At 48.1% G+C, this 23,673-nt stretch carries 19 protein-coding genes and 1 tRNA gene; 15 read left to right on the top strand and 5 right to left on the bottom strand.

All coding sequences use genetic code 11. The annotated features are described in order from the left end of the window. Positions 1 to 12: 12 nt before the first annotated feature. Positions 13 to 759 carry a DNA/RNA nuclease SfsA gene (gene sfsA, locus MY523_RS20275; RefSeq protein WP_250656495.1) on the bottom strand — a complete coding sequence of 249 codons (747 nt, stop codon included), beginning with the start codon at positions 757 to 759 and terminating at the stop codon, positions 13 to 15. 275 nt (positions 760 to 1,034) lie between these two features. Here sfsA and dksA point away from each other — a divergent pair, with 275 nt between their 5' ends. The 6 genes from dksA (at position 1,035) to folK (MY523_RS20245) (ending at position 10,039) form a co-directional block, all read left to right on the top strand. Next, the gene (gene dksA, locus MY523_RS20270; protein WP_250656494.1) at positions 1,035 to 1,472 is read left to right on the top strand and encodes an RNA polymerase-binding protein DksA; all 438 of its coding nucleotides are present in this window, start codon (positions 1,035 to 1,037) and stop codon (positions 1,470 to 1,472) included. A gap of 57 nt (positions 1,473 to 1,529) precedes the next feature. Beyond that, positions 1,530 to 2,453, top strand: coding sequence for a tRNA glutamyl-Q(34) synthetase GluQRS (gene gluQRS, locus MY523_RS20265; protein ID WP_250656493.1), 924 nt, complete (start codon positions 1,530 to 1,532; stop codon positions 2,451 to 2,453). 424 nt (positions 2,454 to 2,877) lie between these two features. Then, positions 2,878 to 5,838 carry a sensor histidine kinase gene (locus MY523_RS20260; protein WP_250656492.1) on the top strand — a complete coding sequence of 987 codons (2,961 nt, stop codon included), beginning with the start codon at positions 2,878 to 2,880 and terminating at the stop codon, positions 5,836 to 5,838. A gap of 3 nt (positions 5,839 to 5,841) precedes the next feature. After that, on the top strand, positions 5,842 to 7,239 hold the full coding sequence (locus MY523_RS20255; protein WP_250656491.1) for a sigma-54-dependent transcriptional regulator: 1,398 nt from the start codon (positions 5,842 to 5,844) through the stop codon (positions 7,237 to 7,239). An 893-nt stretch (positions 7,240 to 8,132) separates the two neighbouring features. Next, positions 8,133 to 9,518: a polynucleotide adenylyltransferase PcnB gene (pcnB, locus tag MY523_RS20250; RefSeq protein WP_250656490.1), complete on the top strand. Its 1,386-nt coding sequence runs from the start codon at positions 8,133 to 8,135 to the stop codon at positions 9,516 to 9,518. Positions 9,519 to 9,538: 20 nt separating this feature from the next. After that, on the top strand, positions 9,539 to 10,039 hold the full coding sequence (folK, locus tag MY523_RS20245; protein ID WP_250656489.1) for a 2-amino-4-hydroxy-6-hydroxymethyldihydropteridine diphosphokinase: 501 nt from the start codon (positions 9,539 to 9,541) through the stop codon (positions 10,037 to 10,039). A 102-nt stretch (positions 10,040 to 10,141) separates the two neighbouring features. On the opposite strand, the gene MY523_RS20240 is transcribed toward folK (MY523_RS20245), so the two are convergent. Further along, on the bottom strand, positions 10,142 to 11,761 hold the full coding sequence (locus MY523_RS20240) for an IS1182 family transposase (protein ID WP_250655547.1): 1,620 nt from the start codon (positions 11,759 to 11,761) through the stop codon (positions 10,142 to 10,144). A gap of 499 nt (positions 11,762 to 12,260) precedes the next feature. On the opposite strand from MY523_RS20240, the gene panB reads away from it, so the two are divergent. The 3 genes from panB (at position 12,261) to pgi (ending at position 15,713) form a co-directional block, all read left to right on the top strand. After that, a complete protein-coding gene (panB, locus tag MY523_RS20235) occupies positions 12,261 to 13,052 on the top strand; it encodes a 3-methyl-2-oxobutanoate hydroxymethyltransferase (protein ID WP_250656488.1) in 792 nt (263 codons plus the stop codon). Positions 13,053 to 13,145: 93 nt separating this feature from the next. Then, on the top strand, positions 13,146 to 13,988 hold the full coding sequence (panC, locus tag MY523_RS20230; protein WP_250656487.1) for a pantoate--beta-alanine ligase: 843 nt from the start codon (positions 13,146 to 13,148) through the stop codon (positions 13,986 to 13,988). A gap of 72 nt (positions 13,989 to 14,060) precedes the next feature. After that, positions 14,061 to 15,713 (top strand): glucose-6-phosphate isomerase, encoded by a 1,653-nt coding sequence (pgi, locus tag MY523_RS20225; RefSeq protein ID WP_250656486.1) that lies wholly within the window; start codon positions 14,061 to 14,063, stop codon positions 15,711 to 15,713. 16 nt (positions 15,714 to 15,729) lie between these two features. Here pgi and folK (MY523_RS20220) read toward each other — a convergent pair whose 3' ends face one another. Next, positions 15,730 to 16,257: a 2-amino-4-hydroxy-6-hydroxymethyldihydropteridine diphosphokinase gene (gene folK, locus MY523_RS20220; protein WP_250656485.1), complete on the bottom strand. Its 528-nt coding sequence runs from the start codon at positions 16,255 to 16,257 to the stop codon at positions 15,730 to 15,732. Next, on the bottom strand, positions 16,250 to 16,702 hold the full coding sequence (gene folB, locus MY523_RS20215) for a dihydroneopterin aldolase (RefSeq protein ID WP_250656484.1): 453 nt from the start codon (positions 16,700 to 16,702) through the stop codon (positions 16,250 to 16,252). Before folB ends, folK (MY523_RS20220) begins: the two co-directional genes overlap by 8 nt. A 140-nt stretch (positions 16,703 to 16,842) precedes the next feature. On the opposite strand from folB, the gene plsY reads away from it, so the two are divergent. Further along, the gene (gene plsY, locus MY523_RS20210) at positions 16,843 to 17,490 is read left to right on the top strand and encodes a glycerol-3-phosphate 1-O-acyltransferase PlsY (protein WP_250656483.1); all 648 of its coding nucleotides are present in this window, start codon (positions 16,843 to 16,845) and stop codon (positions 17,488 to 17,490) included. Here plsY and tsaD read toward each other — a convergent pair. After that, on the bottom strand, positions 17,487 to 18,515 hold the full coding sequence (gene tsaD / locus MY523_RS20205; RefSeq protein WP_250656482.1) for a tRNA (adenosine(37)-N6)-threonylcarbamoyltransferase complex transferase subunit TsaD: 1,029 nt from the start codon (positions 18,513 to 18,515) through the stop codon (positions 17,487 to 17,489). The two genes, plsY and tsaD, sit on opposite strands and share 4 nt — an antisense overlap. Positions 18,516 to 18,804: 289 nt before the next feature. Between tsaD and rpsU the strand changes: the two genes are divergently transcribed. From rpsU to MY523_RS20180, 5 genes are all read left to right on the top strand, one after another. After that, a complete protein-coding gene (gene rpsU, locus MY523_RS20200; protein WP_250656481.1) occupies positions 18,805 to 19,020 on the top strand; it encodes a 30S ribosomal protein S21 in 216 nt (71 codons plus the stop codon). 27 nt (positions 19,021 to 19,047) lie between these two features. Then, entirely contained in the window at positions 19,048 to 19,500 is a 453-nt protein-coding gene (locus MY523_RS20195; protein WP_250656480.1) for a GatB/YqeY domain-containing protein, read from the top strand. A gap of 205 nt (positions 19,501 to 19,705) precedes the next feature. Next, positions 19,706 to 21,511, top strand: a complete 1,806-nt coding sequence (dnaG, locus tag MY523_RS20190) for a DNA primase (RefSeq protein WP_250656479.1) — start codon at positions 19,706 to 19,708, stop codon at positions 21,509 to 21,511. 126 nt (positions 21,512 to 21,637) lie between these two features. Beyond that, on the top strand, positions 21,638 to 23,476 hold the full coding sequence (gene rpoD, locus MY523_RS20185; protein WP_250656478.1) for an RNA polymerase sigma factor RpoD: 1,839 nt from the start codon (positions 21,638 to 21,640) through the stop codon (positions 23,474 to 23,476). A 76-nt stretch (positions 23,477 to 23,552) separates the two neighbouring features. Beyond that, positions 23,553 to 23,629, top strand: a tRNA-Ile gene (locus tag MY523_RS20180). The last annotated feature ends 44 nt before the right edge of the window (positions 23,630 to 23,673 follow it).

The raw sequence follows: 23,673 nt of genomic DNA, 5'->3' as shown, positions 1-23,673 counted from the left end.
AAGAGCAGCCCGCTAAACGAGATCGGTGGCTGAGCAATCAAGCTCAACGGGAAGTGGCTGTACCAGTTTGATTTCCGTATTCGAGATTTCAGCTTTATATGCAAGGATTTCAACTCCCCTCTCAGACGCCTCTCTTAACAACCTGCCATATTCAGGGTCAATATGGTCTGCCGGGCGCACACGCTCAATCCCGGTATGATTAACACAGAAAAACAGCACGGCCCGGTGACCCGCCTCAACCATCGCCATCAGCTCTCGTAAATGCTTTTGTCCTCTGGCACTGACCGCATCAGGGAACATGCCAATGCAATCATCAGCCAATAGCGTCACGCTCTTAACTTCTATATAACAGCTCCGCGGGTCAGTTCGGTGCGCCGACAAAAGAAGATCAATACGGCTTTTTTCTTCCCCATAGCGAACTTCCTTTGATAGCGCGTCATAACCTTTTAACTCTTCAATACGGTTTTCAATGATGGCCTCTTCAACCAACTTGTTCGCCATCCCTGTGTTGATGCAGGCCCAGTCCCCTGCAAGGGTTTCCAGCAACTCCCAGGTGTTAGGGTATTTCCGCTTGGCATTGTCTGATGTACTAAACCAGACCCGGCTGCCTGGCTCATTGCACCCGGTCATAGCGCCAGTATTGGGGCAATGGATCGTAATTTCGTGAGGCGTCATCGTATTGCCAACCTCAATATCTGCCAGAAAACGTTTATAACGCTTAACCAGACGACCCGATTGCAGTTTTCCATCGAACTTCAAGCGCAATATCCTCTCTAATGTATGTGGGATGAATCAGAATAAAAGTGGCAAATTTGCCATTTTTAGTCCATAAAGAAAATAAAAAGTTGGCCAACACATCATTATTCTGATATTTTCCGCTGGCTAAATTGTACTGTTCTTATATCAGGGTTAAGGTTGTACAGTACTGGTACGTTATCGAGTACTGAAAGCTATACAGTACAACGTGTATGATTTCTCCGGGCCATTCAGCACAAGGGTTCGGTCTGAAGTAATAATAAGATGAGGCTGAAAATATGCCAGATACAGCGATGAAAAAAGACGGATTCACAGGCTTCACCCCTTACCCGATGAAAGAGGGTGAGGAGTACATGAATGAAGCTCAGAGAGACCACTTCCGCGAAATTCTATTGGCCTGGAAACAGGAGCTAATGGAAGAAGTGGATCGCACAATGCATCACATGCAAGAAGACGCTGCAAACTACGCAGATCCAAGTGACCGGGCAACTCAAGAAGAAGAGTTCAGCCTGGAGCTACGTACTCGTGATCGTGAGCGAAAACTGATTAAGAAAATCGGCAGCACGATTGACCGTATAGAAAAAGATGACTACGGGTTTTGTGATTCATGCGGTGTAGAGATTGGCGTACGTCGGTTGGAAGCACGCCCAACAGCCTCTCTTTGTATTGACTGCAAAACACTGGCTGAGATTAAAGAACGCCACTCCGGCATCTAATTGTTCAGTGGTTTGTTAAAAACCTAGAACACACGAGCGGGCTTTCCAGATCCGCTCGTGAACATTTCAGATATGACATCCCTCTCATCAGCCTATCGTGGACGCTTCGCGCCCTCTCCTACAGGCCCGTTACATTTTGGCTCCCTTGTCGCTGCGCTCGCCAGCTTTCTTGATGCTCGCCAGCAGCGTGGTCAATGGCTGGTCAGAATTGAAGATATAGACCCTCTGCGAGAAGTTGAAGGTGCCAGCGATGATATTTTGCGCACGCTAGAGGCCCATCAGTTGCACTGGGATGAATCGGTGCGATACCAGTCAGACCGAAGCGACGCTTATGAAGCACTTATCGAGCAGTTAAGAGAGCGTGGACATTGCTACTACTGCCCCTGTAGTCGCAAAGCACTGCTTGAGAACAATGGCAAACACAACCCCGACTGCAACCCAGCGCAACCATCCCCCTCTATCCCCATGGCAATTCGTTTTCATGCCACAGGGGCGCGGTATTCATGGCAAGACCTGCTGCTGGGCCCCCGGTTCTACCAATCAAAAAAGCAAACAGATGACTTTGTCATTAAACGCAAAGAAGGTTTTTATGCTTACCAGCTTGCCGTTGTTTGCGATGACATAGACCAACAAATCAGCCATATCGTGCGCGGAAGCGATCTGCTCGACTCGACACCGCCGCAGCTAGCGCTCTATTACGCGGTGGATGTTACTCCGCCCAGGTTTGGCCATATTCCTGTTATTCTAAACCAGCAAGGGCAGAAGCTAAGCAAGCAGAATCTTGCAAAACCGATTGAGAACGAGCACGCCAGCCTGAACCTTTACCAGGCGCTTAAAGCACTCAACCAAACGCCTCCTGAAGCACTTAAGAGTGCAACGGTAGACGAGATTCTCTGCTGGGGAGTCAATAACTGGTCATTAGACACAGTACCCAAAAGGCAAGCAATACAAGCTGGATGGCATAACACGTCTGGGTTATGATGTACCGTTATCTGAGTGATGGCGCAGCGTTAACCGGGCGCCCCCTGAGACTGGGCAACTCATTACAGGCAGACCCAAATGGCACTTACTTAATCTTGTCATCCTCGCGAATGCGGGGATCCATAAGGCTTTAGACTCCGTTCCAAATGGATTCCCGCCTGCGCGGGAATGACAATACTGGGTCACAGTGTCTTAAGTAAGTGCCATTTCACGCAGACCCTATTCGGAATCTACAATAACTCGGAATCTACAATAACAATGTATATCTACCGGCTTGTTTTTCTGCTCGTACTTTCAATCTATATATTCTCTCCAGTGGTCCTGGACTGGTGGATCGAGCCAGGCAGCGCTTGGTATCGCCCATACCTGATCTGGCTTGCTCTCATTGGGGTGGGTATTTGGCTTGAGTCCAGGCGGAGGCCGAATGAGTTTTAACCTGATCCAGCTTTTCCTTATCGGCTTAACCTATCTGCTGCTGTTATTTGGAATAGCCTGGGCAACCGAAAAAGGGTTTATACCCAAGCGCGTGGTTCGCCACCCCTTAACCTACGTGTTATCTCTGGGGGTTTATGCCAGTGCCTGGGCATTCTATGGCTCTGTTGGGCTGGCGTATGAGTTTGGCTACGGCTTTTTGGCGTACTACCTCGGGGTTTGCGGTGCATTCCTGTTGGCCCCGGTTTTAATGCTGCCAATACTGCGGATCACCCGCGCTTATCAGCTTTCATCATTGGCAGACCTGTTTGCCTTCCGCTATCGTAGCCAGATAGCAGGTACACTGGTCACGTTATTTACCCTGATGGGCACCCTTGCGCTGCTGAGCCTGCAAATTCAAGCAGTCGCCAACTCTATACAGATTCTAGCTCCTGGTTCACCACAGAATATACTCGGGTTTGGGTTCTGCCTGGTCATCATTGCTTTCGCTTTTTTGTTTGGCACCAGAGGCACCGCATCTGGAGAAAACAACGATGGTTTAGTGGTCTCTATCGCCTTTGAGTCAGTCATTAAACTGGCCGCCCTACTGGCCATAGGGTACTACTCTGTCAGCGAGGTGTTTGGCGGGTTTAACGGGCTGGATGACTGGCTGCAAACCCAGGGGCCAAGGGTCACGGCATTTGAACAAACCATTGAAGATGCCCCCTGGCGGGCACTGCTACTGATATTTTTTGCCTCGGCACTGGTTATGCCTCATATGTTCCATATGTCGTTTACCGAGAACCAGAATCCTCAGAACTTGTTCAAAGCGACGTGGGGGCTCCCGCTCTATCTGCTGCTGATTAGCCTTCCGATACCTCCCATCTTGTGGGCCGGTATTACGCTAAATGCGCCAACTATTCCCGAATACTATACCCTTGGCATTTCGCTATCGGCTCAATCACCCAGCCTGAGCATTATTGCATTTATTGGTGGGCTTTCTGCCGCCAGCGGCATGATCATCGTCACAACGCTGGCACTGGCAGGCATGGTTCTTAACCATATCGTTCTGCCTATTTACCCCCCAAAGGGAACCGACAATATCTATAGCTGGTTAAATTGGGTAAAACGCGGGCTCATCGCGCTCATTATTTTTCTCTCATACCTGTTTTACCTCGTTACCAGCGACACGGTTTCGCTCTCCTTGCTCGGCATTCTTGCCTTCTCAGCAATGTTGCAGTTACTACCCGGTGTGTTGGCCGTTTTATACTGGCCGATAGGCAATAGAAATGGCGTAATTAGTGGCATGATCACTGGCCTTGTGATCTGGGCACTCACTATGTTGAGCCCGTTACTGTTTGGTTTCGATGTGATTGATGTGTTCGGAATGCTCATTGATTACCGGTTGCATCGCGACCAGTGGCATATCTATACGTTTTTAGCACTAACCGTGAATGTCACAGTATTTGTTATTGTTTCAATGCTGACCAAAACCTCTCGGGCAGAAGAAGCTGCAGCGCAAGCCTGTTCGGTCGACACCCTTTCTCGCCCTCAACGGCGAGAGCTGGTCGCCAGCTCATCAAGTGAATTTAAAGAGTGCCTGAGCAAACCGCTAGGCGCTCATGTCGCAAACAGGGAAGTTGAGCGAGCCCTGAACGAACTGGAGCTTCCAGCAATCGAATATAGACCTTATGCACTGCGGCGCTTAAGAGATCAGATCGAAGCCAATTTGTCAGGTTTAATGGGGCCAACCATTGCCCAGGACATCGTTAAGCGAAACCTTAGTTACAAGCAGCTCACGCCCAGCGGCGCAGGCCAGGACATTCACTTTGTCGAGCGATCACTGGAAGACTACCAGTCCAGGCTAACCGGGCTTGCAGCAGAACTGGACAGCTTACGGCGATACCACCGCCAAACACTGCAGAATCTGCCTATCGCTGCCTGTTCACTCGGTAATGACCTGGAAATCCTGATGTGGAACCAAGCCATGACGGTACTGACAGGCGTCTCTTCCGACCAGGTCATCGGTTCCACCCTTTGTTCGATTCCCGCACCATGGGCCGGATTGTTAGATGAATTTGCGCAAGGTGACCAATCCCACTACCACAAGAAACGCGTTGATTTACAGGGGCAACCTCACTGGTTCAACCTGCATAAGTCTCAAATTGCCGGGCCTCAAAACAGTGAGGGCGGACTGGTCATTCTGCTGGAAGACCAAACTGAAAACCAATTGCTGGAAGAGAAGCTGATACACAGCAGCAGGCTAGCCTCAGTTGGTCGGTTCGCGGCGGGAGTCGCCCATGAAATAGGCAACCCGGTGACAGGAATCGCCTGCCTAGCACAAAACATGAAGCTGGAAACGGATGACAAAGAGATGCTCAGCACCGCCCAGCAGATTATTGATCAGACCAAGCGTATTTCAAACATCCTGCAATCATTAATGAATTTTTCACGTTCGGGAAACCATTCTCAAACTAACGTGCATGAACCTGCTAATATTTATCGCTGCATTCAGGAGGCAACCAACCTGCTGTCACTCAGTGACTTATCAAGTAATGTTGAATATCAGGTCAATTGTGAAGATAACCTAACGGTTATTGGTGATGAGCAACGCCTGGTTCAGGTATTCATTAACCTGCTTTCCAATGCTCGGGATGCCTCACCCGAAGGAAGCATGATCAGGATCACTGGAAAGATAGACGGCTACTCCGCTATCATTGAGGTTTCAGATCAGGGGAGCGGCATCCCCAAAGATCAGCTAGGTCATGTGTTTGAGCCTTTTTACACCACCAAAGACCCGAATAAAGGCACCGGGCTTGGTTTATCACTGGTCTACAGCATAGTTGAAGAACATTACGGGCAGATTCAGGTAATCAGTCCAACTGATGAGCAAACAGGTAGAGGCACCACTGTCAAGTTAAGCCTACCGGCCCATCAACCCACTAACGATATAATTGACGAACCGGTTTTATAACGTATGAAACACATTCTCGTAGTTGAAGATGAAGAGATTATTCGTACCGCACTCCATAAACTGCTCGTTCACAATGGATATGGCGTAGAACAGGCAGAGTCTGTTCAAGAGGCGATAGATAACTATCAGTTTGACGAGTTTGACCTGATTATCTCTGACTTACGACTACCCGGCCGCCCCGGCACCGACCTGATAGACCTCGCTGCCAATAAACCTGTACTCATCATGACCAGCTACGCAAGCCTGCGCTCAGCGGTTGATTCGATGAAAATGGGGGCGATCGACTATATTGCCAAGCCTTTTGATCATGACGAAATGCTCGCCGCAGTTAAGCAGATTCTTGAAAAACAGGCACTCAACCAAACCGAAAAGATCGGCACTGAAGTCCCTCCAGAAGAGCTGGCAGATATTTCCCAGATCAGCGACTTGATCTACGGCCAATGCCAGGCAATGGAAAAGGTATTTAACCTGATATCCAAAGTATCCCCAACAGACACAACCGTACTGATTCAAGGCGAATCAGGAACAGGTAAAGAGCTGGCCGCCCGAGCCCTCCATACATTCAGTAAAAGAGACAGCAAACCCCTTATCTGCGTTAACTGCGCCGCCATCCCTGAAACACTTATTGAGTCCGAACTTTTTGGACATGAAAAAGGCGCCTTTACCGGCGCCGTGAGTGCGCGCAACGGGTTGGTTGAAGCCGCAGATGGCGGCACCCTGTTTCTTGATGAAATTGGAGAACTCCCCTTAGAAGCACAGGCCCGATTGCTCCGCGTATTACAAGAGGGCGAAATCCGCAGAGTGGGTTCAACACAATCCCTTAAGGTTGATATCCGGCTTATTGCCGCCACCCATCGCAACTTGCGAGCACTGGCTAAAACCGGTGAGTTCCGGGAAGATTTGTATTACCGCCTGAATGTTATGCAGCTTAAGCTACCCCCACTGCGTGATCGGGAGGGTGATATTCTTGGCTTGGCAAAATTACTTCTCAAAAATGTGTCAGAAAAGATGGGCAGAAGCGGTTTAAGCCTGTCTCCTGACGCCATGAAAGCCATTCAAGAGCACGACTGGCCGGGTAACGTCCGCGAAATGGAAAATGCCATTGAGCGCGCCATCATCCTCTGCGAAGACGATATGATCACAGCAGACCTGCTCGATATTGAAACCGACAGTGACGAGTTCAATATTCCCAAGGGGCTGTTCAGCCCAAGCGCAACAAAACCGAAGCCGGTAAAAGATAAACCCAAGGATCTCTCGCTGGAAGACTACTTCCAACACTTTGTGCTTGAACATCAGGAACAAATGAGTGAAACAGAGCTTGCACAAAAGCTTGGCATCAGTCGGAAAAGTTTGTGGGAACGCCGACAAAGACTCGGGATTCCTCGTAAAAAAGGCTGCTAACACTGGCAGCCTGCGCCTCACGCCTCCACCATTCATTATTTCAGCTGCCAATTCCTTGCGCTTTACTGTTTATGCAGCTATACCTTAACCAAACAACTATACATTAACCAAAGCTCTTGAAAGCCTTGGCAGGTATAGGCCTTTAACCCAGGTTTAAACGTTTGCCCCCTTCTTTTTGAGCAAATAGTCACAAATATACAAGATGCTACCTGGCTGTTACCGAGTGTTACCTTGCGGAACAACGCACTTTTCCTATGGCTCGCATCCAGTAACATTCTGCAATAAATCGCCTATCAAAAACAGCAACACAAAAACTAACCCACTGTTTTTATTGAATTTACCAAAAGCTGGCACCCCTAGTGCTTTTACCTGTCGTGTAAAATAAAAATAATAACCATAATAAAACTGCACAAATAAAAATAACAAAGCGGATAGCCCAGCAACCGAATAAAAATAAAAATGGAAGCCGGGTAGCGAACTGATTGTTTTGGATGCTTAGTTTTTTAGCGGCCTATAGAGTGAATTGAGTGGTTTTATCGGGTTAACAAGAACTGCAACAGCAGCGACAACCTTATAATCAAGCCCTTCTTTTACGACTTCCGCTCTACGTCTTCAAAGCGTTCCGTTTGCATAGCTAGTCATTATTTAATGAATAGCGCATCTATGGGACAAGGACGCAATAATAAAAATAAGTGTATGTCTACTCTTCTCAGCATGGGAAAGCGCGAGCTTTCCCTGCTAGCTCATTCTCTCCCCAACCAACTAGACCTCATCATTCGCCTTATTGCCTTCAAACAGGTAAAATCTGCACACTTTAATTATACCGTGGCACTTGCGAGCACTGCTCAGCACTCGACTGCCCATTAACCGAACAGGATTCAGGAACTTCTCAAGTGGTTTTAAAAAAGGCAAAGCGTCTATGGGATCGCGTTAAAAATGGCGCAAACCAGCTCAGTAATGAAGAAAGTCCTCAATCAGAACTAAAGATAGTCCCAAGAGATAACCACCCCATATCCCGAAAAGATATCAGCTCACCTGCATTAAAAGTACTTTACAGGCTGAATAACGCCAATTATCAGGCATACCTTGTGGGTGGGGGCGTTCGAGACCTATTACTGGGGCTTCACCCCAAAGACTTTGACATCGCAACCGATGCGCACCCTGAAGAGGTTCACGGCCTATTTAAGAACTCACGCCTGATCGGGCGGCGCTTTAAGTTAGTCCATGTCCTATTTGGCCGCGAAGTCATCGAAGTCGCTACATTCAGAGGGCATCATGAAGCCCCGGCGCTAAGCGCAAATCAAAGCACCAGCTCTGAACATGGCATGCTACTTAGAGACAATGTCTATGGCACGATGGAAGAAGACGCCCTAAGACGGGACTTCACCGTCAATGCACTATATTACTGCGTCAAAGACTTCACCATTTATGATTACGCCAACGGCCTGGAAGATATTGAGAAGAGAGAGCTGCGCCTAATCGGAGACCCTGAAACCCGGTACCGGGAAGATCCCGTCAGAATGCTTCGTGCGGTTCGTTTCGCGACTAAGCTCGACTTTACCATTGCACCAGACACAGAGAAGCCTATTTTTGAGCTTTCTTCACTGCTGGGCAACATCCCGGCAGCCCGGCTATTTGATGAAGTCTTAAAACTCATGCTGTCAGGCAAGGCGCTGAAAACCTTCAGAATGCTGAGGCACTATAATTTGTTCGGACAGCTATTTCCCGCAACGGAAAGAAGCCTCAAACAAGGCCCTGAGCGGTACTTGAAGCTGGTCGAACAAGCGTTAATCAACACCGATGAGCGTATCAAACAGAGAAAACCTGTCACACCGGCCTTTCTCTATGCCTCTTTGCTATGGCCAGCCCTTGAAGAGCGCTGGGAGAAAAACAAAAGCAGTGGCACCCCGCCATTCCCTGCATTGCAACAGGCCGCGCAGAAGGTCATTAATATCCAGTGCAAATCTACATCTATCCCAAAACGTTTCAGCCTCAACATGAAAGAGATGTGGGAGATGCAGCTGAGGCTTCCCAGAAGAAATGGTAACAAGGCCGCTCAGCTGGTCGCACACCCTCGCTTTAGAGCCTCGTATGACTTTCTGTTGCTTAGAGAGCAAAGCGGTGAAGACCTCAACGGGCTCGGCCAATGGTGGACAGATTATCAGGCCTCTGACGAAAATGCCCAGCGCAAAATGTCCAACAGTGCCAGAGAGCATGGGCCACGCCCCAAACGCCGCAAGAGACGCCCTACAGGTAACTCAAGAAGTTCAACTCATTAGTGAAAGGTAAGGCTCAGGCAATGGAAACACAATTAAACCGTGTATATATAGGTCTCGGGAGCAATCTCAATGAGCCTGCCAACCAGCTCAGACAAGCACTGGTTACACTAGAGCAGCACCCGCATATTACACTCGTTGTTCATTCCAGCTTTTATGGCAGCAAACCGGTTGGCCCGCAAGACCAGCCAGACTTTGTGAATGCGGTTGCACTACTGGAAACAAGCCTCACACCTGAAGCTCTGCTTGAAGCACTTAAGCTCATTGAAAAAAGACAGGGGCGCATCAAAAAGCGCCACTGGGGTGAACGCACCATTGATCTGGATATACTGCTATTTGGCGATATCGTTATGGACACCCCTGATCTCACCATCCCACATAAAGAACTAGCGAACAGGGATTTCGTGTTAAGACCCCTTCTTGAGCTAAACAATAATCTCAGCCTGCCCGATGGCACGCTAGTTAGCGCTTTACTCCAGACCTGCCCGGATAACCAACTCAGGGTATATTCAACCCCCGAATAGAATGGCACGTACTTAAGCCAAGCTGTTCTAATTTATATGCGCTGCGCACCAAAGACTCCGAGATACCCGTAGCCGTGATGCAGCGCAGAGGCTGTGAAAGTATTAACAAGCAAGAGATTCTTTGACTTCAAAACGAACTCGAAGCGAATCTGGCGTCATTACAACGGCCTTTATAATTATTGTCTGTAGAAACAGGTAATACTTATAGGCCTTTAAATATAGCTCTGGGCTCCTTCTATTAAGGCGAAACAGAGCTTTATTTTTTATCTCCTCAAGGAGCCTGTCGAACCCCAACACATTAAGTGCACGTGTGAGATTATAACATAACGCCATTAAACTAAACTCAGCCGCTACCTTCTCTTGGCCTCTTAGCAGGAAGTGGCTCCAACCTGCTCTAGATTTCATCGTGCCAAATGGGTGCTCAACGAGTGTACTTCGCTCGCGCATTTTTCCTTTGCTTACCTTCATTCGTTCTTGATGAGCTGTGAGCAGGTCTGCATTCTCACTTCGCCACACGACTCGGCAAGGTATTTTCTCCCCAAGACAGCTTGCTTTTTGGGGGCAGCTTTTACAGACTGTTTCTGATGCACTGAAGCGATGAAATACTTGTCCGTTCTGTGTGCGGGGCGACCCTCGTTGGTTTAATGACTCTCCTGCAGGGCACACATAATGATTTTTCCTCGCATCATATATGAACTGGTCTTTTGTGTACCTTCCCTTTTTCCCTTTACCCCCCGTTTTAGGCTTGGGAACATAAGGTGTTATCTTATCTTTTACACACTTAGCAATATGCGCCCCGCTGTAATAGCCCGCATCAGCAAGCACTTCTAACTCATCTGAATTCAGTATTTTCTTTGCTTTTAGCGACATTGGGTGCAATTGTTTAAGGTCGTTTGGCTCCGTTGTGACTTCTTCGCAAACGATCAAGTGATGCTTGTTATCTACTGCTATCTGTACGCTGTAGCCGGATACCTTTTGAGTTCCTTTGTTCAGTAAACGGGCATCTTTGTCTGTACTGCTCTCTTGTGTTTTTTTAGATTTTTCTAACCTTTTTAATTCGCTCTCTTTATCTTGTTTTTCTTTTTTCCAGTCTTCGAGTTGCTGAAGCACTTTTTCCAGTTCAATATCACTGGGCTTGTTTTCTTCTTCCTTTTCCTGCGCATCTTGCTGATCTAGCTCGTTCTGCCATTGCTCGATATGCGCCTCTAGCTTTTTGAGCTTCTTCTTGAGACCTGTGGTGGTCGTAAAGCTCTTGCGGCTCGCGCTTCCTTTAAAGAAACTGCCGTCAATAGCAATGCACTGGCCTCCAAACAACGAAAGTTTCTTGCAGAATAAAATAAACTCTTTATGAGTCTCCCGAATCGCACGCCGGTTTTGGCTGCGAAAATTAGCGATCGTCTTATAGCTTGGCTTAAGCCCTTGAACTAACCACATCACCTCTATATTACGGTGGCACTCTTGTTCCAACCGACGACTCGACTTAATGCGGTTTAGATATCCGTAGAGGTAAAGCTTGAGTAACGCACCGGGAGGGTAGGCAGGCTGCCCGCTATTAACCTTGTTTTCTAAGGTATGTTGATAGCCGAGCTTTCCTAAGTCTAAACATTCAACATAGGCATCAAGGGCTCTGATGGGATGCCTCTCATGCACGTAGTCATCCATATGGCTCGGAAACAAATCCCCTTGATCGCGGGAGTGTGTTTTCTTGTATTGTCTTCCCATTTTCTTATATCTTCGAAGTCGTTAGGCGACGATATTATACAGCGGGGAGCCTATGGATACTTTCACAGCCTCGCAGCGGAATCAAGGAGCCCACCACACTGAAATTTCAAATAACCCAACCCTGATTACAGTCGTACCTCCTTTCATCAAGGCTACGACTTAATATGCGCTTGCGCACCAAATATTGATAGAAATCACCCATCGTTACGCTTACGTAAGGGCCCCAGTAAGTTTAGGTAGCCAGGGATCAGCCCGCTAGCCCCACCACCGCCAACTCAGCACAGATTTACCCACTATAGCCCGACTCAACTTGTGCCCTGCACCACTATAGCGGCAATGAAAATCAGGCATTAAAGCCCGGTGTCACGCACAAACGCGCAATTTCCGCTTACCCGATGTTGTATCCAGCCTGCGAACCCGATACCCTTAGCCAAAAGCACGTGCAGCAACAAACACCGTTATTAACGCCTTCTGGCGATAAAGACAAGTAGGATATAACATGCCCACTACCATTCAATCGTTGAAAGCCTGCAAAGAAGCGGGCGAGAAATTCGCCGTCATCACCAGCTATGACGCAACATTCTCTCATGTAGTAGCCTCCGCAGGCGTTGAAGTCATCCTCGTTGGAGATTCGCTAGGCATGGTTCTGCAAGGGCATGACAGCACCTTACCGGTCACAATGGAGCAGATGATCTACCATACTGAGGCAGTCAAGCGTGGCAACCAGGGGGCCTTGATTATGGCCGATATGCCCTTTATGTCATACGCCACCCCCGAACAAGCGCTTGAGAATGCAGCACTGCTGATGCAGGCGGGCGCGCACCTTATTAAAATTGAAGGCGGCGACTGGCTGTGCGAAACCATCAGCATGCTGAGTGAACGGGGCATCCCCGTCTGCGCGCACCTCGGCCTAACCCCCCAGTCAGTCAATAAACTGGGTGGATACAAGGTGCAGGGGCGTGAATCCGCAGATGCTGAAGCGATGATTGCCCACGCGATTGCTCAAGAGCAGGCAGGGGCCGATGTTATTCTACTCGAGTGCGTTCCCAGTGACCTTGCCGGTCGACTAACACAAAGTATTTCTGCCCCGGTCATCGGTATTGGTGCAGGCCCAGGAACCGACGGGCAAGTACTGGTACTGCATGACCTGCTTGGCATAACACCTGGACGACGTCCAAAGTTTGTTAAGAACTTTATGGAAGGTAGTGACTCCGTAGAAGGCGCTATCAAAGCCTACATTGAAGCGGTAAAGAGTGGCCAGTTCCCAGCCCCTGAACACACATTCAGCTAAACAACACCCGCAACGGGCCACACAAAAAACGACCTCAAAAAGCGCTGCAAAACCTGTAGCGCCGTGACCATTTGACGTAACTTAAACAAATATATGAATACGGTACATACGATTAAAGAACTGCGCGATACCGTTGCGCAGCAACGTAAAAGCGGAAAACGCATTGTTTTTGTGCCCACCATGGGAAACCTTCACGAAGGGCATATAGCACTGGTTAAACAAGGCCTGACCCAAGGTGACTTTGTCATTACCAGTATCTTTGTTAACCCGTTGCAATTTGGCGCTAATGAAGACCTTGATGCATACCCTAGAACCTTGGAGCAAGACCAACAAAAACTTGCCCAGGCAGGTAATCACCTGGTGTTTGCCCCTTCTGCAAACGAAGTTTACCCACAAGGCATGGATCAGCAGAGTAAAGTGATCGTACCCGATCTAACAGAACTGCATTGCGGAACCAGCCGCCCTGGACACTTTACCGGCGTGTCCACCGTCGTAACCATGCTATTTAATATGGTTCAGCCTGACATTGCCGTATTTGGCGAAAAGGATTTTCAGCAGCTGGCCGTCATTCGAAAAATGGTCAAAGACCTTTTTATGCCCATCGAAATAGTCAGTGTTCCCACTGCCAGAGACTCCGATGGCCTGGCTAAAAGCTCGCGCAACGGCTACCTTACGACTGAGCAGAGAGCCATTGCACCAACACTCAATAAGGTGATCAACTCAATCGCCAGCAAAATTCGCCAAGGCGAGCGGGACTTTAGCGCGCTGACCTCAGAAGCTAAAGCAGAACTAGCCGAATGCCAATTTAAGAACGACTATTTTAACATTGTCGATAGCAATACACTGAAACCTGCTGAAGACTCAACTCAGTCGATCACGATACTGGCGGCCGCATATCTAGGCGAAACACGCCTTATCGACAATGCAACGGTATAACGCAAGAGTCCGCACCACGATCAATTTTAATAATAGAGTAGGGATACCTATTCCACAGTAGAGAGCAAGACATTGAAGCCGACATTAAATCATCTACCAAGCTGGTCTGCCCTGGAAGCACATGCAGAGCAGATCATCCCCTTGCATATGAGGGACATGTTTGCCGACGACCCTGAACGCTTCACGCGTTTTTTCACCGAAGCCGCCGGGATCAAGCTCGACTACTCAAAAAACCGAATTACCAGCAACACAAAAGCACTGTTGATCCAGCTGGCTCGCGAAGCACAACTCCCTGAAAAAATTGAAGCCATGTTTCAGGGCCAGGCAATCAATACCACCGAACAGCGACCAGCCCTGCACATTGCTCTGCGAAATTTAACTAACGGCCCTATCAACGTCGACGGTGAAGATATCATGCCGGAGGTTCGGGACACGCTTCAGCAAATGGATAAGTTTGTCTGGAAGATTCACAGCGCCCAATGGAGAGGGTTCTCAAACAAGCCGTTTACTGACATCGTCAGTATCGGTATTGGCGGCTCGTTCCTGGGGCCAAAGCTCGTATCAGCGTCATTAAAGCCCTACTGGAATAACGCGCTAAACTGTCATTATGTGGCCAATATCGATGGCAGCCACATTACTGAGGTTTTAAAGCACGTAAACCCGGAAACAACGCTATTTATCATTCAATCAAAATCTTTTGGCACGCAGGAGACGCTTGAAAACACCAAAGTTGCCAGAAGCTGGTTTTTGCGTAACGGTGGCAATCTTGAAACGATTGCCAAACACTTCGTCGCCGTCACGGCCAATACTCAATCAGCCATTGAGTTCGGCATACAGGAAGAGAATATATTCCCAATGTGGGACTGGGTAGGAGGGCGCTACTCGCTGTGGTCTGCCATCGGCCTCCCTATCGCGCTGGCGATTGGCATGGACGGGTTTAAGGCACTATTGTCAGGTGCCAACGCGATGGACAACCATTTCAGAACCGCGCCGCTGGAAGAAAACCTTCCGGTAATACTAGGCCTGCTTGGCATCTGGTATGGCAACTTTATGGGCGCTGATTCTCACGCCATCCTACCTTACGACCACTATTTAAGAGGTTTGCCTGCTCATATTCAGCAACTTGATATGGAAAGCAACGGTAAATCTGTTGATTTGAGTGGTAACCCGGTCGACTACACCACCGGCCCGATTATCTGGGGCGGGGCGGGAGCCAACGGACAGCACGCCTACCACCAGCTGCTGCATCAAGGAACCCGGCTGTCACCGGCAGACTTCATCATCCCGTTACAAAGCCACAACCCGGTCGCTCATCACCATGCAATTCTGTTTGCTAACTGCCTCAGCCAGACTCAGGCTCTAATGCAGGGAAAGACGGAGCAGGAAGCAAAGCAGGAGCTGTTAGACAAAGGATTAAGTGAAACAGAAGCAAGCGAGCTCGCACCACACAAGGTGATTGCTGGAAATAAACCATCCAACACCCTTCTATTTGATAAAGCAACGCCTAGAACCGTTGGCGCACTGATTGCGATGTACGAGCACAAAGTTTACGTTCAAGGGGCTATCTGGAATGTTAATTCGTTTGACCAGTGGGGAGTAGAGCTAGGCAAACAGCTTGGTAATGAGATTCTACACAAACTGCTGCAAGAGCCTTCAGACAAGCAACTGGATACCTCAACCGAAGGCTTGATTGCGCTATATAACAATTACGGCGCATCGATGTAGCAAGACGCCCATCGAGTCAGGGCGCTAAAGAATCTTTCATAGGCGACACCTGCTCACCCTGCCAGAAAAACTCGATAGGTCGCAACGTTTGCGATCTATCAAACTCAGCCCATAACTGCGAATATGTTCTCCCTACTTTAGGGTGGGCACAACCAGCCGCCAGCTCTGCCAGCGGCCAAAGCACAAAGGCATTTTCCAGAATTTCGTTTCTCGGCAGATCAACTCCGTCTGTCTCTCCTACCCTGTCATCGTAGGTTAAAATATCAATATCAAGTGTTCGGGAGCAAAACTTGGGGGCATTCTTAATGCGGCCATTGTCAGATTCAATTTGTTTTAACAGCCGCGATAGCTCACCGACGGATAAATCTGTTTCAAAACCCGCCACCAGATTTAAGAAGCAGTCACCTTCAAAACCAACCGCCTCACTTTCAAACACAGAGGAGACCTGCAGCTCACCAAAATAATCCTGCAGTGCATCAAGTGCCACAGTAACATGCAGCTCTCGATCAATATTGCTACCAATGCTGACATAAACCTTAGCCATGAGAGATACCTCCCTCATCTTCACCACTGCCTGCATAGCCACCACGACCGGCATAGTCACTACGATCAACACAGTCACTACGACCAACATAGTCACCACGGATAATCACCAGACCAACGCCTGCCGCTTCGGGGACGGCCCCCGGTTTATTAATCCTGAGTTTCAACCCCGGTACGGAGAATTCCGCCATAACAATGCTCGCAATTTTTTCCGCCAAGCTTTCCAGAAGTTGGTACTCGCTGCCCTCCACAAATGAAATAATTCTCTGCGACACAGCGCTGTAATCCAGGGCATGAGTCAGGTCGTCAGTGGCTGCTGCTGAAGAAATATCGAATCGCATTTCTAAATCCAGCACGACCCGCTGCTTGATCGTCCTTTCCCAGTCATAAACACCAATAGTGGTATCAATTGCCAAACCGTTTATAAAAACTGTATCACTAACCATTTTTTTCCTGCTGAATACACCCTTATATCAAGGGCATTATTTAATCTGAAGCGCATCTGTAACTTTAAGAGCACCACACAAGGGGCTCCACTTCACCGGATAAACGAGCACATAAATTGCCTAACTACACACGGCGGTGTATGGTTACTACCATCGACTCATCAACCCCAATTACGTTATTTATGGATACCGGCAAAATTGTCATTACTTGCCTGCTTGTCATACTCGCTTATGGTTTGGGGGCCATATCGGGGGCTATATTAGTCAGCCGCCTTTTCTCGCTCAAAGACCCTAGAACATCAGGCTCCAAAAACCCTGGCGCAACAAACGTTTATCGTATAGGTGGCGCTATACCCGCCATCATTACCTTGGTCATCGATAGCGCAAAAGGCGCCATCCCCGTTTACCTCGCCATAACTTCCGAATTACCGGAACTGGCCCAAGGTATTGTTGCCCTCGCCGCAATAACCGGCCACATGTACCCGGTTTATTATCACTTTAAAGGTGGGAAAGGCGTCGCAACAACACTGGGCGCTGGCCTGATTCTCTCACCCCCTACCACACTATTTATTACCGCATGCTGGATCGTCATTGCACGCAAAGTAAGAATTTCTTCGGTTGCGTCACTTAGCGCTGCACTCATCGCACCGTTTGCAGCATATATACTAGACCCTTCCTATACAGTGGTTTACAGCATCTTGAGTATTATGATCGTGTTCCGCCACAAAGATAACATTTCAGGCCTTATCACCGGCAATGAAAAGCGACTGGATAAACCCGACCTCTAATCGATAGCAGATAAGCTTTCGAGTGGCCACCTGGGCGTTGCCTTCAACGAGAAGTCATCCCGCTGTCCTGCAACGAGCCGCTGACAACCCGCAAAGGCAATCATCGCGCCGTTATCCGTACAAAATTCAGGTCTTGCATAAAATACCTCAGCTTTCTCTTTCGAGACCATAGCCTCCAGCGCTTCTCTCAGCGCAGTGTTTGCACTCACCCCACCCGCAATAACCAATCTCTTCATTTCAGCATGGCGCAGTGCTCTACGGCATTTGATCGTGAGTGTATCGACTACCGCAGACTGAAACGCCACCGCAATATCCGCTTTGGTTTGCTCATCAACCACGCCATCTTTGGCGTATTTCTGGGTCGTATTGAGGGTAAAGGTTTTCAGCCCGCTAAAGCTAAAGTCCAGGCCAGGTCGATCAGTCATCGGTCTGGGAAAACGAAACCGGCTGTTATCGCCGTTTTCAGCCAACCTGGCAATACGTGGCCCGCCCGGATAATCTAACCCAAGCATCTTGGCGGCTTTGTCGAATGCTTCTCCTGCCGCATCATCAACCGACTCACCTAACAGTTCGTAGCGACCAATCCCTTCAACTTTGACTAACTGGGTATGCCCACCAGAGACCAATAACGCCACGAAAGGAAATTCAGGTGGCGACTCTTCCAGCATCGGTGCCAACAGGTGCCCTTCCATATGATGCACACCAATCGCGGGAATGTTTAACACCAATGCCAGTGACTGGGCTACCGCCGCCCCCACCATTAAGGCACCAACCAAACCGGGGCCAGCGGTGTAAGCGATAGCGTCAATATCAGACTTATTTAGCTGAGCACCGGCAAACACCTCTTCTATTAAAGGTAATATCTTGCGAATATGATCCCGCGAAGCCAGTTCAGGAACCACACCGCCATAATCAGCATGAACCTCAACCTGGCTATAGAGGGCATGAGACAAAAGCCCGTGCTCACTATCAAACAGTGCGATACCGGTTTCATCACATGAGGTTTCAATTCCCAATACAATCACTCTTCTTACCCCGCCATCTGCATCACATCGCATCAATCTGAAATGCACAACCCAGCATGCATTTTTAATGGTGCGCAGGTTACCAGAAAATCAAAAGGTATGCTTTAAATTCGATGCAAGACTTTACAAGTAAACCTCATAAGGTTTAGAATTCGCCCCCCTATAGTTTTTACTTGATTAATAATCAGTCTATTTATAGGAACAAACAGTAAGAACGGATAGATCGAGCACCTATTAAATGCAGTGCTGATCAGAACCAGATTAACCTAAAAGATTACAGGTACCTTGAATGCCTTCTGTAAAAGTTAAAGAAAACGAGCCTTTTGATATCGCTCTACGTCGTTTTAAGCGTTCTTGCGAAAAAGCGGGTATCCTTTCTGAAGTTCGTCGTCGCGAATTCTACGAAAAGCCAACTTCTGTACGCAAGCGCAAGGCTGCTGCCGCTGTAAAGCGTCACGCCAAGAAAGTTCAGCGTGAAACCAAGCGTTTCGAACGCCTCTATTAATCAATCGTTGATTAATAGGATAGGTCTATGGCCAGCACAGAGTTAAAATCCAGCGTTAAAGACGCCATGAAAGAAGCAATGCGTGCAAAAGACAAACCTCGTCTTGGCACCATCAGATTGATCATGGCTGAAATCAAGCGTATTGAAGTCGACGAACGTACCGAAGTCGATGATGAACGCCTGTTAACCATTTTAGATAAAATGGTTAAGCAACGCCGTGATTCTGCCAAGCAATATACTGATGCTGGTCGGACCGAACTTGCTCAAGTTGAGATCGACGAAATGGCTATTATTCAGGACTTTCTTCCTGAAGCCCTGACCGACGAAGAACTCGACGCACTGGTGAAAGATGCAGTCAGTGAAAGCGGTGCAAGCTCTATGCAAGATATGGGTAAAGTAATGGCTATACTCAAACCCAAAGTTCAAGGCAGAGCGGACATGGGCAGCATCAGCGGTAAAGTTAAAAAAGCCCTTCTATAGATCTGACCTGAAAAGCAGCACTATCCTGTAAGAGAGCAGGTATGCCTGTAAATCAGCAAACGTCCCTCTCGACTTAGCGCCCTACTCTACGCTCCAGAAATTTGATCTCCCAATCAAAACGAGTAGTATGTTTTAAAGCAAGTCGTTTAGCCCTCTGTATTTTCTAGACCCGTTATTTCTTTAGTGCCGGAGAACGCCAAACCTAATGGCAGGAATGATACCACAGCCCTTCATCGACGATTTATTAAGCAGAATCAATATCGTCGAGCTGATATCTTCTCGCATACAACTCAAAAAAAGCGGTAACAGCTATAAAGCCTGCTGCCCATTTCATGATGAAAAAACGCCCTCTTTCAACGTTATCCCCGATAAACAGTTTTATCACTGCTTTGGCTGTGGCGCATCAGGAAATGCTATCGTTTTTTTACGCGAATATGAAAACCTGTCATTCAATGAGGCCGTTGAAGAGCTTGCCAAAATCGCTGGCATGGAAATCCCCAGAGATGAGGCCGTCAAAAAACAATATGACGCCAGCCAGAGGCTTATCAGCGCACTGGATTTTGCCGCCGACTATTACGAACAACAATTATCGCAACACCCGTTAAAAGATCACGCACAACAATACCTCAAAAAACGAGGGCTAAGCAGCGAGATCATTAAAACCTATAAGCTAGGCTTTGCCCCTACAGAGCAAAGTAACCTCGCACCTCTCTGCTCCAACGACAAGCTTTCGGCGCTCATTGAAACCAAAATGATCTTTAGCCAACACGGCAAAGCGCCTTTCGATCTGTTTCGAAACCGGATTATGTTCCCTATCCGCAACACGCGAGGCAAAACAGTCGCTTTTGGTGGCCGCACACTGGGCAATGATAAAGCCAAGTATATCAACTCACCAGAATCATCAGTGTTTCATAAGAGCAACGAGATATACGGCATATATGAAGCCTATAAAACCAACCGCAGTATCGACAAACTGCTGGTTGTAGAGGGGTACTTGGATGTTGTATCCCTTGCTCAATACGGCATTACTTATGGTGTGGCGACCCTCGGCACAGCGACCAATCAAGACAACCTCACCGCCCTGCTCCGGCACACCAATCACCTGATATTCTGTTTTGATGGCGACAGAGCCGGACTCAAGGCAGCTCATAAAGCTATGCATAACTGCCTTCCACTGGTTCAGGATGGCGTGCAGATTCAGTTTATGCTACTCCCCGAAGGTGAAGATCCAGACACCATCGTGAGAAAAGAAGGCAAAGCGAGCTTTGAAAAAAGAGTCGCTCAGGCCAGACCGCTTTCCAGCTTCTTTTTTGATGTTCACAGCGAAGGGCTTGATCTCGAAATTCCTGAACACAAAGGGTTGCTAAAAAACCGCGCCGAGCCTGAAATAAATCTTATCGCCTCAGAAACGATAAAAGCCGCCATTAAAGATCAACTTTATGCGCTAACAAGACGCACCTACAACAACTCAAAATACCAGAAAAATTCAAAGTTTCAGGGCAGTTCAAAGTTCCAGAACAATGGCCGCTTTCCAAAAAACGGCGGCTCGCAATCACAGAACAACACAGGGTTCTACAAAAAAGCGATCACTCAGGTTTCTGTTAAGCGAAAACCCGATGTCTCTGTCAGCCTTGCCCTATATTTCTTTCCAGACAAGGCTGCGGCATTTTGCGAGCACATTGAAAGCAACCAGCTTGAAGAACAGTTCCCCGTTACGCTGAATTTTTCCCGCTTTATGGTTAACGAATCATTAACGACACATAAAGATTTATTAATTTCTATCGCGACCAATAGCGATAATCAAAATTACTTCTATACTCTTTTTGACGAAATCGAGTTTATTCCATTAGCAGAAGATGCACTGCAAGAAGCTCAAGATACTCTTCACAAAGCGGCACAAAATAAAAGACGCGACACACTCGTTGAAAAGTCACATACACAGCCTCTTAATAACGAAGAGAAAGAAGAACTCAGAGCACTCTCCACATGGGGAGAGGCAACAATACAATAATTAATCACTGACATTCACTTGAATTCTAAATTATCGCCACCATATTGCGTTCAGTGGCATGGCTTTGTGATTCAAGCTATAATGTCAGTTTGATTTTTGATCAATCACCAAACTGAAAGGGTGTATATGTCAGGCGATTCTCAACAGTCCCGTTTGAAAGAACTAATTGCTCGAGGTAAAGAACAGGGGTACCTGACTTACGCAGAAGTAAACGACCATCTTCCTCAAGACATCGCGGATCCAGATCAGGTCGAAGATATCATTCGAATGATCAATGATATGGGTATCAAGGTATGCGAAAGCGCACCTGATGCCGATTCATTACTCATGGCCGATGGCGATTCTACCGACGAAGTCGCTGCCGCAGAAGCTGCAGCCGCACTCGCCGCAGTGGAGTCCGAAGCAGGACGAACCACAGACCCGGTTCGCATGTACATGCGCGAAATGGGCACCGTTGAACTTCTGACACGTGAGGGCGAAATTGTTATCGCCAAACGGATTGAAGAAGGGCTCAGAGACGTAATGTCAGCGCTTGCTCACTTCCCCGGCTCAGTATCCAGCACTATCGGCGCCTATGACAGCATTGTCGAAGAAGAAGGGCGTTTGAGCGATATCGTCACAGGTTTTCTTGACCCTGATGCTGAAGTTAAAAAAGCCGTTACGCCAAAAGCCGTTGAAGAGATCAAAGACGAAAGCGACGAAGACGACGATGAAGATGATGATACTGAAAGCGATGATGAAGAAGTAGAAAGCGGCCCGGATCCAGAAGAGACCAAGGCCCGCTTCACTGACCTTCGTAAACAGTATGCCGTTGTCGAAGAAGCGATTAGCAAGCATGGCCGTCAAAGCAAAGAAGCAATTAAAGAGCTTGAAAAACTTGGCACTATTTTCGCGCCACTAAAACTTTCACCCAAGCGCTTCGACGCACTGGTTAACAAAGTTCGTGATGTTAATGATGGCATCAGACGCCATGAAAGAAAGATCATGGATATCTGTGCCCGTGAATGCAAAATGCCAAGAAAGGACTTCATCAAAAAGTTCCCTGGCAACGAAAGCAACCTAGAGTGGGCGCAAGACATCGCCGCTGCAGGCCTGGGTTATTCAGACGCGATAAACTCGCGAGCAGAAGATATTACTCGACTGCAACGCAGAATTAAGCTGCTCTCAAGTGATGCCGGCATCGATGTACCCGTTATAAAAGATATCAACCGCAGAATCTCTATCGCCGAGGCAAAAGCCCGTCGCGCGAAAAAAGAGATGGTTGAAGCAAACTTGCGACTGGTTATCTCGATTGCCAAGAAGTACACCAACCGTGGACTTCAATTCCTCGACCTGATTCAGGAAGGCAACATCGGCCTGATGAAAGCCGTTGATAAGTTTGAATATCGCCGTGGTTACAAGTTCTCAACTTACGCAACCTGGTGGATCAGACAGGCGATTACTCGCTCTATTGCCGACCAGGCGAGAACCATCCGTATTCCGGTTCACATGATCGAAACGATCAACAAGTTGAACCGTATATCGCGTCAAATGCTTCAGGAAATGGGCCGAGAGCCAACTCCAGAAGAGCTGGGCGAACGAATGGAGCTTTCAGAAGACAAGGTACGCAAAGTCTTAAAGATTGCGAAAGAGCCTATCTCAATGGAAACCCCAATCGGTGATGATGAAGATTCACACTTGGGCGACTTTATTGAAGACACGCTTGCAGAGTCTCCAGTCAACTCAGCAACAGGTGCAGGCCTTAAAGAAGCGACTACATCGGTTCTTTCCGGGCTAACCGCCCGTGAGGCAAAAGTACTACGTATGCGCTTTGGCATCGAGATGAATACAGACCACACACTGGAAGAGGTCGGCAAGCAGTTCGACGTCACCCGTGAGCGTATTCGTCAAATCGAAGCAAAGGCACTGCGTAAACTTCGTCACCCAAGCCGCTCCGATCATCTTCGTAGCTTCCTCGACGAATAACTATTGAAATACAAGGCGTCATCAGTATAATGACGCCTTCTTTTCTTCAGTAACACCGTAGAAAACTGCTTAATGTGCCCCCTTAGCTCAGTTGGTTAGAGCGCCCGACTCATAATCGGTAGGTCCCCTGTTCAAGTCAGGGAGGGGGCACCATTTTCACTTAAAATGAGCAGTATTTCCTTTATTTCTAGCAGTAT

The organism is Alkalimarinus coralli, from assembly GCF_023650515.1.
GTDB classification, from domain to species: Bacteria; Pseudomonadota; Gammaproteobacteria; order Pseudomonadales; family Oleiphilaceae; genus Alkalimarinus; species Alkalimarinus coralli.
Note: the sequence above shows the minus strand (reverse complement) of the source record. Positions and strands in the feature narration are given on the sequence as shown.

Excerpts from the sequence above, each read along its gene's own strand:
- dksA (WP_250656494.1), top strand. The coding sequence starts at position 1,035 with ATGCCAGATACAGCGATGAAAAAAGACGGATTCACAGGCTTCACCCCT.
- MY523_RS20260 (WP_250656492.1), top strand. The coding sequence starts at position 2,878 with ATGAGTTTTAACCTGATCCAGCTTTTCCTTATCGGCTTAACCTATCTG.
- MY523_RS20255 (WP_250656491.1), top strand. The coding sequence starts at position 5,842 with ATGAAACACATTCTCGTAGTTGAAGATGAAGAGATTATTCGTACCGCA.
- folK (WP_250656489.1), top strand. The coding sequence starts at position 9,539 with ATGGAAACACAATTAAACCGTGTATATATAGGTCTCGGGAGCAATCTC.
- MY523_RS20240 (WP_250655547.1), bottom strand. The coding sequence starts at position 11,761 with ATGGGAAGACAATACAAGAAAACACACTCCCGCGATCAAGGGGATTTG.
- panB (WP_250656488.1), top strand. The coding sequence starts at position 12,261 with ATGCCCACTACCATTCAATCGTTGAAAGCCTGCAAAGAAGCGGGCGAG.
- panC (WP_250656487.1), top strand. The coding sequence starts at position 13,146 with ATGAATACGGTACATACGATTAAAGAACTGCGCGATACCGTTGCGCAG.
- folK (WP_250656485.1), bottom strand. The coding sequence starts at position 16,257 with ATGGCTAAGGTTTATGTCAGCATTGGTAGCAATATTGATCGAGAGCTG.
- folB (WP_250656484.1), bottom strand. The coding sequence starts at position 16,702 with ATGGTTAGTGATACAGTTTTTATAAACGGTTTGGCAATTGATACCACT.
- plsY (WP_250656483.1), top strand. The coding sequence starts at position 16,843 with ATGGTTACTACCATCGACTCATCAACCCCAATTACGTTATTTATGGAT.
- rpsU (WP_250656481.1), top strand. The coding sequence starts at position 18,805 with ATGCCTTCTGTAAAAGTTAAAGAAAACGAGCCTTTTGATATCGCTCTA.
- MY523_RS20195 (WP_250656480.1), top strand. The coding sequence starts at position 19,048 with ATGGCCAGCACAGAGTTAAAATCCAGCGTTAAAGACGCCATGAAAGAA.
- dnaG (WP_250656479.1), top strand. The coding sequence starts at position 19,706 with ATGGCAGGAATGATACCACAGCCCTTCATCGACGATTTATTAAGCAGA.
- rpoD (WP_250656478.1), top strand. The coding sequence starts at position 21,638 with ATGTCAGGCGATTCTCAACAGTCCCGTTTGAAAGAACTAATTGCTCGA.